Annotated in this window: 11 protein-coding genes; 7 read left to right on the top strand and 4 right to left on the bottom strand. The window is 60.0% G+C overall.

What is annotated here, in order from left to right; all coding sequences use genetic code 11:
* Positions 1 to 92 precede the first annotated feature (92 nt).
* Positions 93 to 545, top strand: coding sequence for a recombinase family protein (locus tag AC5S3R_RS11140; RefSeq protein WP_494267115.1), 453 nt, complete (start codon positions 93 to 95; stop codon positions 543 to 545).
* Here the strand turns inward: AC5S3R_RS11140 and AC5S3R_RS11135 are convergent.
* A complete protein-coding gene (locus AC5S3R_RS11135) occupies positions 542 to 1,609 on the bottom strand; it encodes a hypothetical protein (RefSeq protein WP_494267114.1) in 1,068 nt (355 codons plus the stop codon). The genes AC5S3R_RS11140 and AC5S3R_RS11135 overlap by 4 nt on opposite strands.
* Before the next feature lie 135 nt (positions 1,610 to 1,744).
* Here AC5S3R_RS11135 and AC5S3R_RS11130 point away from each other — a divergent pair, with 135 nt between their 5' ends.
* The 3 genes from AC5S3R_RS11130 (at position 1,745) to pyrG (ending at position 6,763) form a co-directional block, all read left to right on the top strand.
* Entirely contained in the window at positions 1,745 to 2,044 is a 300-nt protein-coding gene (locus AC5S3R_RS11130; RefSeq protein WP_494267113.1) for a hypothetical protein, read from the top strand.
* Positions 2,045 to 2,209: 165 nt separating this feature from the next.
* Entirely contained in the window at positions 2,210 to 4,900 is a 2,691-nt protein-coding gene (locus AC5S3R_RS11125; protein WP_494267112.1) for a carboxypeptidase regulatory-like domain-containing protein, read from the top strand.
* A 198-nt stretch (positions 4,901 to 5,098) separates the two neighbouring features.
* Complete coding sequence (gene pyrG / locus AC5S3R_RS11120) at positions 5,099 to 6,763, top strand: CTP synthase (RefSeq protein ID WP_494267111.1); 1,665 nt, start codon at positions 5,099 to 5,101, stop codon at positions 6,761 to 6,763.
* Positions 6,764 to 6,840: 77 nt separating this feature from the next.
* On the opposite strand, the gene AC5S3R_RS11115 is transcribed toward pyrG, so the two are convergent.
* From AC5S3R_RS11115 to AC5S3R_RS11105, 3 genes are read right to left on the bottom strand one after another with little or no spacing between them, the layout of a single operon-like run.
* Positions 6,841 to 7,248: an OsmC family protein gene (locus AC5S3R_RS11115; RefSeq protein ID WP_494267110.1), complete on the bottom strand. Its 408-nt coding sequence runs from the start codon at positions 7,246 to 7,248 to the stop codon at positions 6,841 to 6,843.
* Entirely contained in the window at positions 7,245 to 7,820 is a 576-nt protein-coding gene (locus AC5S3R_RS11110; protein WP_494267109.1) for an RNA polymerase sigma factor, read from the bottom strand. The genes AC5S3R_RS11115 and AC5S3R_RS11110 overlap by 4 nt, the downstream gene beginning before the upstream one ends.
* The gene (locus AC5S3R_RS11105; RefSeq protein WP_494267108.1) at positions 7,798 to 8,373 is read right to left on the bottom strand and encodes a rhodanese-like domain-containing protein; all 576 of its coding nucleotides are present in this window, start codon (positions 8,371 to 8,373) and stop codon (positions 7,798 to 7,800) included. Before AC5S3R_RS11105 ends, AC5S3R_RS11110 begins: the two co-directional genes overlap by 23 nt.
* Positions 8,374 to 8,469: 96 nt before the next feature.
* Here AC5S3R_RS11105 and kdsA point away from each other — a divergent pair, with 96 nt between their 5' ends.
* From kdsA to AC5S3R_RS11090, 3 genes are all read left to right on the top strand, one after another.
* The gene (gene kdsA / locus AC5S3R_RS11100; RefSeq protein WP_494267107.1) at positions 8,470 to 9,282 is read left to right on the top strand and encodes a 3-deoxy-8-phosphooctulonate synthase; all 813 of its coding nucleotides are present in this window, start codon (positions 8,470 to 8,472) and stop codon (positions 9,280 to 9,282) included.
* A gap of 87 nt (positions 9,283 to 9,369) precedes the next feature.
* Entirely contained in the window at positions 9,370 to 11,430 is a 2,061-nt protein-coding gene (locus tag AC5S3R_RS11095; protein ID WP_494267106.1) for a S9 family peptidase, read from the top strand.
* Between the two features lie 194 nt (positions 11,431 to 11,624).
* Entirely contained in the window at positions 11,625 to 14,123 is a 2,499-nt protein-coding gene (locus tag AC5S3R_RS11090) for a hypothetical protein (RefSeq protein WP_494267105.1), read from the top strand.
* Positions 14,124 to 14,165: the final 42 nt, after the last annotated feature.

Genomic DNA, 14,165 nt, shown 5'->3' with positions numbered 1-14,165 from the left:
CATTGCTGGCGATGATTGCAGCGCAACCAGTTAGACAATTTGCTCATGTGGGTAAGTAATTGCTCTCTCAAACCGCACAGGGAGGCAACATCATGGCGTATTTTGAACGGATGCGCGACGTGGTTTCGGGCGTCTTCAGCCCGCAGGTGATTGAGCAGCGCATGGCCGCTGGCTGGCAGATGGTTTCCATCGAGTGGCGGCGCGAGTTGCCGGATGCCGAAGCGCATATGGAAGGCGCTTTCAGCGAGGAGATTCCTTACGGTCTGTGCATCTCCGACGATTGCAAGCGTCTTGAAGTCGATCCCGTCGAAAATAAAATCCTGTTGCAGATGATGGACATGCTTGCGCAGGATTTTTCTTACGCAAGTATTGTGAGCAGCCTGAATGAGCGGGGCTTCCGCACGCGCGAGGGCCGCCCATGGACGCGCATCGCAGTCTTCAACATGATGCCGCGCCTCATCGAAGTGGGCCCACGCATCTTCAACAGCGCAGAGTGGGAACAGCGCCGCTTGAAGTTCGCGCAGCGCCACGCGCCAGAAGCTTAGTTCTGCTCTTTCGTAACTGGCCCAAGCGAACCGGGATTATCTCCGGTGCGCGGATCAACGCGAAAATCCCAGACAGCCTGGCTGATGTCCTTGGGAGAGAGAATTTCGACCAGCGCATACTCGCCAATTTCGAGCGGAGTTGTGGGCGTAATCTTCAGCCAGTGCTTGCCGGGCAGCACTTCTGTTTTTGCGGGGATTACATCTTCGGAGTGCGTTACGTCGCCCGTGGGGCTAATGTGAATGGCTCCCACCACGCGCACGGCCTTGCGCTCATCCACGCGAACAATGGCAAAGCCTGACTGTGCGGAGTGCGCACCGTGCTTGCCGTTGGTAATCTGCTTCGCGCCGTGCGTGTCTACGCTCATTGCGTGGGAAAGCACCTGCTCCGCATCATCTGTTACGTTGAGCGAAAGATAAATTGCCGGGTCATTCACATGCAGATGCACCTTGGCATGGGCACCCGGCAGCTCAATCGCGGCGCGTTGGCTGGCCAGCGGATTGATAACGCTCAGCCCCTTGTGCGTCTTGGCGTCGATGCCCAACTCGTTCGGCATCAGCTCCACAAGCTCCGGCGTGCCCTCAAAGGTATCCAGAGCAAAGACCGAATCCTCATCGGGCAGCTCAAGTCCTTTGGCGACTTCCGGCATGCGCGCCTTCTGCCGTTCGCGCTCAGCCAGTTCTTCCTTGTCGATATCCGCGGCTTCCTTCATCGCATCCGAAGTGTCGTTCGCAACAGCCGTATGATCGCGTTCCCACTTCCGTGTTGCCTCCCAGTCGATAAGGTCAACGGGCATCTCTTCCCAGTCGCCGCCGCGCTCCACTGAGATGTACCGCAGGCGGTCGCCGTTAATCTCGTACTTACGCACAATCTGGTAGCTTCCGTCCTTCAAAATCAGCCGGTGATTTTGGCCTGTGCCGGGAATCTCCGGCTTGAGCGGAAGCGACTTATGCGAGCCTGTCTGCGTCGGGGATTGTGTCTGCGTCTGTGCCGCGCACAGTCCTGCCGCAAACGCCAATGCAAGCGCCGTCGGCAATGCTCCCCGAAGACAATGAAGGTTTTTCATGATGTTTCGTTAAGCTCCACTATTTTAGACGCGCCAGCGTTCAGGCAGCAGGCTCGCCGAACTCGCAAAAGAAAAACCGCGCACGCATTTGTGAAATTCTGTGTATGCTTACAGTACGGAGCCAACCTACGGTCAATGAAAAGATTCCCGCAGAGCCGGAGCGCAAGACCGCGCAGCTTTACTGCTGCCACGGTAGTGTGTCTCATTCTGCTGGCCTTGCTGGCCGTGGTGCAGGTGGCGCACGTCCACCCGCAGCAGTCGGATGCTGATAACTGCCCGCTCTGTATCGTTCTGCACTCAGCCGCGCCGGTTGCGACTGCGGTTGCAGCCATTGTCCTCGTTCCGCTGGGCACACCAACGCCGGTCTTTCAGGCGCATTCCGTTGCGCGTCCGTGGCACCCTACTCTCTTTACCCGTCCCCCTCCTGCCGTCTAGCACTGCGCCTTCCTCGGCCTGAATTCCGCCCGCATTCCGCCAGATTTTTCTTTCATGCGGCTCCGGCTGATTCCGGCTGACGAGTTTTCACATTCAGCGCGCATTGTGCCGTGGTACCTGAGCAAGGCCGCAGGCACATATGCAGACCCCTTCTGGAGAAGCTCAATGATGCTGCATCTTCGCGGCGCGTATCGTCGCATCCTTCTGATTCTGGCACTTTTTTTACCCATCACGGTTTTTGCCCAGGGTGGCAACGCTGGCGTTGTTCGCGGAACGGTTACCGATCCCTCCGGCGCAGTAATTCCCGGCGCTACGGTCCATCTTGCCAACCCCGTCAGCGGCTACACCCGCACCGCTACCACGGATGCCGTAGGCCAGTTTGAATTCGACAACGTTCCCTTCAATCCGTACCACGTAACCGTCACGGCCAGCGGTTTTTCCAACACCTCGCAGGACGTGGAGATTCGCTCCTCCATCGGCGCGAACCTTAAGGTAGCCCTGAAGCCTGGCACGGCGAACACTACTGTTACCGTGGAAGCTACCGGCGGCGACCTCGTCGAAAACGACCCCACCTTCCACACAGACGTAGACCGCAATCTCTTCGTCAAGGTTCCAATGGAAAGCCAGTCGTCCTCGCTCAGCTCTTTGGTGACGAGCAGCACTCCCGGCGTAGCTGCGGACTCCAACGGCCTCTTCCACGGCCTTGGCGACCACGCCTCCAACTCGTTTTCGATTGACGGCCAGCCCATCACCGACCAGCAGAGCAAGGTCTTCTCCAACCAGATTCCCTCCAACTCCATCCAGTCGATTGAAGTTATCTCTGGCGCACCCCCAGCGGAGTTCGGCGGCAAGACGTCGCTCGTAATTGAAGCCACCACGCGTTCCGGCCAGGGCATTACCAAGCCTACCGGCAGCATCAACGCTTCGTACGGCTCCTTCGGCTCCTCCACGCTTGGTTTCGACCTCAGCTACGGCGGCAAAAACTGGGGCAACTTCCTCGAAGCCGACGGCCTCAACACCAGCCGTTTCCTCGATCCGCCGGAGTTCCGCATCTTCCATGACAAGGGCAACGAAGAAAACTTCTTTGACCGCGTGGACTACAACCTGACGCAGGCGGACTCGCTGCACCTGAACCTCAACTACAGCCGTTCGTGGTTCCAGACGCCGAACTCTTACGACAGCCTCGACATCCAGAACGTAGTTTCCGGGGGAACCTCAGCGAATCCGGTCTTTGGCAGCGTAGGCGCGACGGACCAGCTCTCCAAGATCGGCACCTTCAACATTGCGCCGGTTTACACGCACATTATCAGCCCGGCATCGGTCTTCAACTTCGGTGTCTTCGCCCGCAAGGACCAGTACCACTACTACGGAAGCGGCGATCCTCTGGCCGACGATATTCCGTTCCTGCAGTCGTTCTCCATCAACCAGAGCCGCACGCTGCTCAACACCGGCGCGCATGCGGATATTTCGTATGTCGCAGGCCGCCACAACTTCAAGGCCGGCGTGGTCTATCAGCACACCTTCCTCCGCGAGCATGATGACAACCTCAGTGTGGTGGATCAGCTTTTCAACGCGCCTTGTGTGGATGCTGACGGCAACCCCATTGCGGGTTACACGGCCGACACCTGCCCGGAGGGCCAGCAGAATCCCGACTTCAATCCGCTTCTCGCGCCATATGATTTGACGCGCGGCGGCGGCGGCTACAACTACTTTGGCCATGCCGACATCAAGGAAACGGCGCTCTACGCGCAGGACCAGATCAAGGCAGGCAACTGGCTCTTCAACGTTGGCCTTCGCGAAGATCTCTATAACGGCCTGACGAAGGCAAACCAGACGCAACCGCGCGTCGGCATTGCTTACAACATCAAGCAGTCCAACACAGTGCTGCGCGTCTCCTACGCCCGTACGCTGGAAACCCCCTTCAACGAAAACCTGGTGCTCTCCAGCAACGGCTGCTCGAATGAAATTCTTGCTCCGCTGCTCGCCTGCACGCCTGGCGTCTCCAGCACGGAGCAGCCCGGCTTCCGTAACGAGTTCCACGCAGGCTTCCAGCAGGCGGCAGGTAAGTACATCGTCGTCAGCGGTGAGTACATCTGGAAGTACACGCACAACGCCTTCGACTTCTCGGTGCTCGGCAACACGCCTATCACCTTCCCCATCGATTGGCACAACTCCAAGATTCCCGGCTGGGCTCTGCACGTAGACGTGCCGGAGTTCCACGGCTTCTCAGCTTACTCGGTCATGTCGTCTGTGGCTGCGCGCTTCTTCAACCCGCAGGTGGCTGGCGCAGGTGCAACTCCCGCAACGGTTCAAGGTACCGGCGCGTTCCGCATCGACCACGACGAAAAATACAACGAGACCACGCATCTGCAGTATGAGCTCAAGCACGGCCCGCTCAAGGGTGTCTGGTCAGGCGGCAACTGGCGCTACGACTCGGGCCTGGTGGCAGGCGCGGTGCCGTTCGCCACAGACAGCACCACCCCGATAGACCTGAGCGGCCTCAGCTATGACCAGCAGTTTGAAGCCGGCATCACCTGTAACGGCGTCAAGGCGACCCCCACCTCGGGCTTCGACTCCTGCGCGCCGTCGCAGTACAAGTCTTCGCTCATCTCCATCCCGGCTCCCGGCACGGAAGACGACGACAAGAACCCGCAGCGCATTGCACCGCGCAACCTCTTTGATCTGAGCGTCGGCCAGGACAACATCTTCCACACTGACCGTTACAAGTTGAACCTCGACCTGACGGCCATCAACATCACCAATAAGTACGCGCTTTATAACTTCCTCTCCACCTTCAGCGGCACGCATTACGTAACCCCGCGCGCCCTGACGGCAAGAGTAACCCTGAACTTCTAAGAAACCGGGGATCCGGGGATTCTATAGGGACTGAAGGGACTTTTCGGCTGGGACGGACTTCCGTCACTCCCGTAGTCCCCTTGAGTCCCATAGTTCCTTTTCGGCGCGGGGGCTTCCCCCGCGCCGAAAAATTTTCTATACTTGATTGTGCCCACCAGGTACGTCCAATCCAGTCATTCCAATCAAGAGGTCGCACCCATGTCTGCAAAGTACGTCTTTGTGACCGGCGGAGTTGTGTCCAGCTTAGGTAAAGGCCTTGCTGCAGCTTCCATCGGCTGTTTGCTTGAGAGCCGCGGACTCCGCGTCAACATGATGAAGTTCGACCCTTATCTGAACGTCGATCCCGGCACCATGTCTCCCTTTCAGCACGGCGAAGTCTTCGTCACCGACGACGGCGCCGAAACTGACCTGGATCTCGGTCATTATGAACGCTTTACCCACGCACCGCTCACACGCGACAACAACCTGACCACCGGTCGCATCTACGAGCAGATCATCCTCAAGGAGCGCCGCGGCGACTATCTCGGCAAGACCGTGCAGGTCATCCCGCACGTTACCAACGAGATCAAGAACGCCATGCGCAAGGTCTCGTCGAATGGCGCGGATGTGACGATTGTTGAAATCGGCGGCACGGTCGGTGATATCGAATCGCTACCGTTCCTTGAGGCCATCCGCCAGATGCGCCAGGAACTGGGCCGCGAAAATACTGTTTTTGTACACCTGACGCTGGTGCCGTGGATCGCCGCCGCGCAGGAGCTCAAGACCAAGCCCACGCAACACTCGGTGAAGGAACTGCTCGGTATCGGCATCCAGGCGGACATTCTGCTCTGCCGCGCGGACGTGAATCTCTCTCGCGAGATCAAGCAGAAGATCGCCACCTTCTGCAACGTGGAAGAGCGTGCCGTCATTGGCGCGACCACGCTGCCGTCCATCTACCAGGTGCCGCTCAACTTCGCGGAAGAAGGCCTCGACGGCCTGATCCTGAAGTATCTCCACAAGGAAGCGCCGGAAGGCGACCTGAGCAGGTGGAAGGATCTCGCGCACCGCTACGAAAACCCCAAGGACGAAGTCAAAATCGGCATCGTCGGCAAGTATGTGGAGTACGAGGACAGCTACAAGTCGCTCAAGGAAGCTCTGACGCACGGCGCGCTGGCCGAAAACCTCAAACTCAACATCACATGGATTGAGTCGGAAGGCCTTGAGACGCATGATCCCACCGACCGCAGCTACGAGGCACAGCTTGAGGGCTTCGACGGCATCCTCGTTCCCGGCGGCTTCGGCAAGCGCGGCATTGAGGGAATGCTGAACGCCATCCGCTACGCACGCGAGAAGCACGTGCCGTACTTCGGCATCTGCCTCGGCATGCAGACCGCCTGCATCGAGTTCGCCCGCAACGTCTGCGGCCTCAAAGAAGCCAACTCCAGCGAGTTCGACCCCTCCACGCCGCACCGCGTCATCTACAAGCTGCGCGAGTTGCTCGGCGTGGAAGAGATGGGCGGGACGATGCGCCTTGGCGCATGGACCTGCATACTCACACCGGACACGCTGGCTTCCAAAACCTACGGTAACGAAACAGAAATCAGCGAGCGCCACCGCCATCGTTACGAGTTCAACCGTGAGTACGAAGCGCTACTCACCGGCGCAGGCCTGCGCATCAGCGGCACCACCCCCGACGCGACCTACGTTGAAATCGTGGAGATTCCTGAGCACCCGTACTTCATCGGCTGCCAGTTCCACCCGGAATTCAAGTCGAAGCCGCTTGAACCGCATCCGTTGTTCCATGCATTCATCGCGGCCAGCTACAAGAACCGTGCGGCAGCAGGGAAGGGAACGAGCGAAAAGGAAGCTTCGATAGCGAAGTAAACCGCGCAGCCAAAATAAAAAAGGGGCAGCCGCTCAACCGAGCCGCACTGCCCCTTTTTATTTTGTGGAATTCCGAATCAAGCACTCACCGGCGTTCTCAGCTCAATCTCAATCGCCGGCGGATGCGTCAGCGTATTGTGAATCAGGCATCGGTGCACGGAATCATTCACGCCCGCGCGCTCTTCCTCGTTCAACGTTCCCGGCACATCCACCACAATCTTGATCTGGTCCAGCCGCGCCGGTCCCATGGCTTTTTCTGAAGTGACATGGACCTCGACGCCCTCGCGCTCCAGACCCTTTTTCTTGAGGTAAGCCACCGCATAAAACGCCGCGCACGACCCAAGCGACGCTAGAAACAATTCCGGAGGGGTCATCCCCTCATCCGCACCGCCATTTGACGGCGGCTGATCACTGATAACCGTATTTCCCCGAGCGGCAATCGAAAACTTCACCGCACCCTCATGCTTCACGCTTACTTCCATCATTTCGCAGCCCCACTCTTTCTATTGTTGCTGTCCGCCAGCACTACATCCAACCGCTCGCGGAGCAATTTTCTTGCTCGGTGCCAGCGGCTTTTCATCGCCGCAAGCGTGATTCCCAATCGCTCCGCCGTTTCCTCGCCGGAAAGCTCGTCGATGGCCCGCAACTCATACACCTCGCGATACTCGGCAGGCAAACCCGCCAGCGCCGCGTGAAAAATCTCTTTCATCTCGGCAGCCGCGGCACGCTCTTCCACCGTCGGTGCCGGGTCAGAAGCCTCCATGCCTTCCTGCTCCAACTCCGTCAGCCGCAGCAGTGGCATCAGCGCCTCGCGCCGTTTCAACTGCCAGCAGATGCGACTCGCTATCTGCCCCAGCCATGCGCGAAACGCCTCTTCCGCACTCAGAGTATCCAGCCCGCGATATGCTTTCAATAGCGCCTCAATCAGCACATCCTCGGCGTCCTCGCTATTGCCGCAAACGCGCAACATCTGCCGGTAGACGGCGTCTTTGTGTTGTCGCGCCAGCCGCTCAAAATCCGTGTTCCGTGTTTCCTCAGCTGCGTTTGGATAAGTCACAAGCGCAGGATACCCCTTCCGCTACTGCCGCTCCTCGGCTCCCGGCGTGATTCCACGGCAGCCGCGCCAGCCCCTCGCCCATCAGGCAAAGGTTCGTCACTCCCGCAAACGTCAGCCCGCAGCCCACAAACGCAGGCACCACCAGCCACCATGGATTCACAAACACTCCCAGCGCCACTCCCACAGCTACAAGAAGCCCGGCAATCAGCCGCACCTGCCGTTCCAGCGCCCAGCGCGACGCCGTAGTGCGCACCACAGGATTCCCGCCCCTCAGCCACGCGTCCGTTCCGCCGTCCAGCACCAGCAAATCGCTCCTACGGCGCTTCAGCAAATCCGCAGCAATCCGCGCTCGCGTTCCCGCCTGGCAGACCAGCACCACAGGAGCATTCGCCGACAAATCCGCCGCGCGCATCTCCACCTGCTCCAGCGGAATATTCACCGCTCCCGGCAGATGCGCCGTCGCAAACTCACTGGCTGAGCGCACATCCACAAGCTGTGCCGCACGCCCCTCCGCCTGCCACTCTTTCCACGTATCGATATCGATTGCCTGCATCGTGAGCCCCTTTTCCCCTCTTATCTTCAAAGAGCGCGGCGACATGCAAAAGGATTCACGCCCACCCAAAATCCATCCAACTATTACAATGAAGGAGTGAGTCAAACATTTGAAGTCGGCCCCGTCCGTGTAGGCGAGGGCAAGCTATTCCTCATCGCCGGTCCCTGCGTTATCGAATCCGAAACCCACGCCCGCTTCATGGCGGATCAGATTCAGCGCATCACCTCCGACCTCGGCATCCCCTACATCTTCAAAGCCAGCTACGACAAAGCCAACCGCACCAGCGTCAAGAGCTTCCGCGGCCCCGGCATTCAAGAGGGAACCGCCATCCTTGGCCGCATCGCCAAAGACACCGGCCTCCCCGTCCTCACCGACATCCACGAGCCCGCACATGCGGAAATCGCCGCCGAGCACATCGACGTCCTGCAAATCCCTGCCTTCCTCTGCCGCCAGACGGACCTCCTCGTAGCCGCCGGCAAAACGGGCCGCGCCATCAACATCAAGAAGGGCCAGTTCGTCGCCCCGTGGGACATGAACCATCCCGTTGAAAAGGTCCGCAGCACCGGCAACGAGCGCGTCTTCCTCACCGAGCGCGGCGCCAGCTTCGGCTACAACACGCTCGTCGTCGATTACCGTTCGCTCCCTGTCATGCGCAAAATGGCTCCGGTCGTCTTCGACGGCACGCACTCGGTGCAGCAGCCATCAGCCGCCAACGGCGTCAGCGGAGGCCAGCCCGAATACATCCCCATGCTTGCCAAAGCAGCGGTAGCAGCAGGCGTAGACGGCCTCTTCCTCGAAGTGCACGACGACCCGGCGAACGCCAAATCCGACGGAGCCAATGCCCTCAAGCTAGACCTGCTTAAGCCTCTGCTGGAAACGCTGCTGGCCATCGATAAAGCCGCAAAATAACCCACAACCAAATCCAGAGGGAGGAAAAACCGGGGACCATCCCCGGTTTTTTCATCTGCACCAACTGTGGCTGTTAGCATTTCCCCTATGAATCTCAGCGCATCTGCCTTCCGCCGCATAGCCATTGCCGCGTGCAGCCTCGTACTCGCGTTTCCCTCCGCCGCGCAAATCACAGACAAAGCCCAGGTAGCAGAAATCCTCCACAGCCTCAACAATGGCCGCTCCGTAGGCCAGGTTGCCGTTTCTCCCGACGGCTCTCGCCTTGCATGGGTTGAGGCAGGCCGTGATGGCGGCATCCGCGTTGCTCCCATCGGCGACATCTCTAAGGCCGAGCCCGTTTTGGTTGGAAAAACGGGGGCCACAGGCCGCTGCATGGAAGGCAATCTCGAATGGCGTCCCGACTCCAAGGCGCTCGCTTTCTTCGCCGTCTGCGAAGGCAGCCGCCAGGAAGACCTCTACCTCTCGCATCTCGATGGCGCCGCAGCCCAGCGCCTGACAAAGCTCAACGGCTACATTAATCAGCCAGCATTTTCTCCCGACGGAACCAAAGTAGCCTTCCTATATGTAGAAGGCGCAACCCGCCCTGCCGGAGCGCTTGCCGCCATGAAGCCCCCCGCGGGCGTCATCGGCGAAGACGGCATCGAAATCCAGCGCATCGCCATCGCCGACACCACCGTCACCGAGCCAACCGCGCCAGCGCCTGCCACGCCCGCCACGTTGCACGCTTTTGAATTCGGCTGGTCGCCCGATTCCAAATCCCTCGCCTACATTGCCGCCCCACCTCCCGGCGAAAACAACTGGTGGATCGCCAAGCTCTACACGCAGCCTCTCGGCGGAGAAGCTAAGGCCATCCTCGCGCCTACGGAGGTCTTCGGCCCGCTTCACAACATGCAAATCGCCGTCCCGCGCTGGTCGCCCGACGGCATGCGCATCGCCTTCATCGGCGGCGTCATGAGCGACCAGGGCTCCACCGGCGGCGATGTCTGGCTCGTCTCCTCCACCGGCGGCAAGCCGGTGAACCTCACTCCCGGACGCACCGCTACCCCCGCGTGGCTCGACTGGGCTGATAACGAGCGCCTCTACGTCAACGAAACCGCGGGCGGCACAGACCGCCTCGTGCGCTTCCGCCTGCACGGCGAAGCCCCCGCAACCGTGGAAGCCACCATCTTCAGCGGCGTAAGCGGCGCGGCAGATGGCCGCATCTCTCACAGCCTTTCCACCACCGCCGACCACAGCCTCTTCGTCTTCCACGCCAGCAGCTTTGAGCGCCCTATGGAGATTTACTCCGCCAGCACAACCAAATCCGCCGAAGGTCTGGAAGGACTCACGCAAATCTCGCACATGAATGACGGCATCAAACCTGCCTGGGGTAAGTCCGCGTCGCTTACATGGAAGAGCGACAACTTCAACGTGCAGGGCTGGGTGCTGGAGCCAAAGAACTACGACCCCTCCAAAAAATATCCGATGATTGTCATCGTCCACGGCGGCCCCGCTTCAGCAGTCGAAGCTCGCTGGGGCGGCGGAATGCTCAGCGCCACAGCCTTCTCCGCGCTCGGCTACTTCGTCCTGCAGGCCAACCCGCGCGGCAGCTTTGGCCAGGGCGAAGCCTTCACGCAGGCCAACCGCAAGGATTTCGGCTACGGCGACCTCCGCGACATTCTCGCCGGCGTCGATGCCGTCGAAAAGAAGTACCCCATCGATGACAAGCGCATCGGCCTCACCGGCTGGAGCTACGGCGGTTTCATGTCCATGTTTGCCATCACGCAAACCCACCGCTTCCGCGCCGCCGTTGCCGGGGCGGGCATCTCCAACTGGCAGAGCTACTACGGCGAAAACGCCATCGGCCAGTGGATGATTCCTTACTTCGGCGCCAGCGTTTATGACGCTCCGGCAGCCTACGCCAAAAGCTCTGCCATTAACTTCATCAAGCAGGTCACCACGCCGGAGCTTATCGTTGTAGGCGACCGTGACGGCGAGTGCCCCATGCCGCAGTCCTACGAGATGTGGCACGCCCTCCGCGACCACAATGTCTCCACGCAATTTGTGGTCTACCCCGCTGAAGGCCACCATTTTGTAAACCCGGCCCACAGCCAGGACGTAATGGACCGCGCCGTGGACTGGTTCGCCAAATACATGCCGGCGAACTAACCCAACTCAAGCCGCTAAGTCTATGTATCAGGCGGGGCCAAATCTATGCGCCCCGCCTGATACACTTTGGATTGAAAGAAAACAGCATTTTTCGCCCGCTGTCTTGTGGCCGGGCAAACTTTCAAACGCATATTTTGCGAGCATTTTCGGGAAAGACCGTCCTGCTGTAAGTGGGTGCGGGGCGGGGAGGATTCATGCGGCGGTTTTTGACGCTTGTTTGTCTGCTAGTGCTGGCTGTTCCGGCGGGGATTTCCATCTCCGGTTGCACCCGCAACCCGGCTGGAAACTATTGCAACGGCCTCGGCTACGGTCCTAAGATTACGGACCTTTACACCATCACGCTCACGCCGCAGTTCACAGGCATTTCGATGGCCTATGGACAGACACGCCAGAGCAATGCGCCCTCCGGCTCCACCTGCAAGGGCACCAGCGCCAGTGTCTCCACATGGAGCTACGGCACCACGAACAACCAGCTCGTGGATATCTCGCCCACCGGCAACATGTGCGCCGGTACGTGGAACCGCAACACCGGCGGCGGCATCGCGGACTACACCATCTGCAATCCGCCCAGCCCGCTGCCCAACACCAACGGCCAGCCATATGGAGTTGCGTACATCACTGCGGCGGCGCAGGGCGTTACGTCGAATCCTGTGCCGGTCTATGTCCATCAAGCTGTCACATCCATATCCCTGGTCGGTCCAAGTAGTTGTCTCTCGCAAAATCAGGAGGCGCAGCTTGATGCGCAGGCCTGCTATTCCGGCGTTGACGCCAACGGGAACTCCACGCAGGTTCTGCTCTGCGCACCGTCTACGGTTACTTCCGCCAACTACGCCTGCCCGCTTCCGGCTGGCGTAACCTCCGTGCCCACCTGCGGAAGCTCCATCGGCACCATGTCCTTCACCGTTGGCACGCCGGCCATTGCCACCATCAACGCGGAAACCAACCAGATTACCGCGCAGCAGCCTGGCACCACGGTCATTACGGCGCAACTTGCACAGACAGGTTCTTCGGCTGGCTACTTCTCCACCTGCCCGCCGGCCTCCATCTCTGTCTCGCTGAACGGCGATACGACCGGAACCATCACGCAGGGCGTGCAGCAGAACCTTGTCACCACGGTTAAGGACACCAAGGGCGCAACCATCACCGGCCTCACGCTCGATTACCAGTCCACCAACCCGATGAACATCACGGCATCGAGCACCGGAGCACTCACCGCCAGCTTCCCCGGCGCGGCCTCGGTCTATGCCATCTGCCAGCCCGGCACCTGCAACCCTGCGCCCATCAACCAGGTTGGCGTACAAGGAACAGGCCTCTCTATCTCGTCGAACGCGGTGGACCTCAACGTCCCCGGCACGGCCAGCGCTTTCATCTGGCTCGCCGCCCCCGGACAGTCGCAGTATTTCGTACCGTACGAACTGCTCTCCGGCACGCAGGGTTCGACTGTGCGCCTTCCTTATGTACCCAACTCCATGATTATGGACCGTACCGGCACGAGCCTTTACTTCGGCTCGCAGACGGAGCTGATGGTCTACAACACCACCAGCAACTCGCTCGGTGGCGCATATCCCGCAGTCCCCGGCGTTGTTCTGGCCGTTGCGCCAAATAACCAGCAGGTGCTCGTCAACGACCAGATCCGCAAGGTCTTTTATCTGGTCAACGCCTCGAACGGTGCTGTATCCTCCTCGTTCGGCGGCCTCGGTGTCTCGGCAGAATGGACGCCGGACTCCAAGACGCTCTACATCTCGGATAGCGCGGCAGCCAACAAGCTGCAGGCTAACATTGACGCCGGCATTACCAGCCACACCGACACGCTCTACGTCTACAACGCCAACACCGGCTTCACCAGCTACCCGCTGACCAGCTCCACACCTTCGGCCAATCCCAACAACCTGGCCGTTACGGTCCCCGGAGTCGGCGCATACATCGGCGGTGCCTCCACCGTGGCGCACACCTGGTGCCCCACCGGAACACCGACAAATTACAGCTCCATGTCCTTCTATCCGCAGGGTGACGCTGTGGCCGCAGCCACCGATGCACTTGGCGCAACCACAGACGGCCAGCACATTCTCGGAGCTGCACTTGGCTCGGGCGGCATCTCCTTCTCGGATATTGCCGTGACAATCCCGCAGGATGACTGTCCCGCTGAGCAGAACGGCGTTTTGCAGCCGCTTCTTCTCAAGAGCTCCTTCAAGCAGACGAGCATGACGGCCAACGCCACTCCAGTGGAAACCGCTGATGGCTTTGACCACTTGCAGGTCATCACCTCGCCCGCAGCCGTTACCAGCGGCACGGCGGCTTCGGCATACAGCCTCAGCTTCGTCACCTACAACGGCAACACCGCTGGCGCAACCCTGCCGTACTACAAGCAGACCATCACCGCGCCCGGCACCACGCCGACCTCCGCGCTCGGTACCGTGGGCTACGTCACGTTTACCGGCGCTTCGTCGATCACCGCACCCGTTGCCGGAGCCTTCAGCCCGGACAACACGCTCTTCTTCGTCTCCACCGCGGGCGACAACAAGGTGCACTACATCGATACCAACACGCTCAAGGACACGCAGCAGATTACCCCCAACCTGCCTGCCTGCACGCCCATCTCGGCGGGCGGTAGCGACCAGGGCTGCAAGTTTACGGGCACGGACAAAGTGGTTCCGGCAACAGTCGTCACCGTCAAGCCGCGCGCCACAACATAATCGCCAAAGCATTACTCACCGGAAGGGCCGGCACACGCCGGC

It is taken from the genome of Occallatibacter sp. FHG110214_02 (genome assembly GCF_059115385.1).
The sequence above is the reverse complement of the archived record's forward strand: the minus strand, read 5'-3'. Positions and strand labels throughout refer to the sequence as shown.

Excerpts from the sequence above, each read along its gene's own strand:
- pyrG (WP_494267111.1), top strand. The coding sequence starts at position 5,099 with ATGTCTGCAAAGTACGTCTTTGTGACCGGCGGAGTTGTGTCCAGCTTA.
- AC5S3R_RS11130 (WP_494267113.1), top strand. The coding sequence starts at position 1,745 with ATGAAAAGATTCCCGCAGAGCCGGAGCGCAAGACCGCGCAGCTTTACT.
- AC5S3R_RS11105 (WP_494267108.1), bottom strand. The coding sequence starts at position 8,373 with ATGCAGGCAATCGATATCGATACGTGGAAAGAGTGGCAGGCGGAGGGG.
- AC5S3R_RS11095 (WP_494267106.1), top strand. The coding sequence starts at position 9,370 with ATGAATCTCAGCGCATCTGCCTTCCGCCGCATAGCCATTGCCGCGTGC.
- AC5S3R_RS11115 (WP_494267110.1), bottom strand. The coding sequence starts at position 7,248 with ATGATGGAAGTAAGCGTGAAGCATGAGGGTGCGGTGAAGTTTTCGATT.
- AC5S3R_RS11135 (WP_494267114.1), bottom strand. The coding sequence starts at position 1,609 with ATGAAAAACCTTCATTGTCTTCGGGGAGCATTGCCGACGGCGCTTGCA.
- AC5S3R_RS11090 (WP_494267105.1), top strand. The coding sequence starts at position 11,625 with ATGCGGCGGTTTTTGACGCTTGTTTGTCTGCTAGTGCTGGCTGTTCCG.
- AC5S3R_RS11140 (WP_494267115.1), top strand. The coding sequence starts at position 93 with ATGGCGTATTTTGAACGGATGCGCGACGTGGTTTCGGGCGTCTTCAGC.
- AC5S3R_RS11125 (WP_494267112.1), top strand. The coding sequence starts at position 2,210 with ATGATGCTGCATCTTCGCGGCGCGTATCGTCGCATCCTTCTGATTCTG.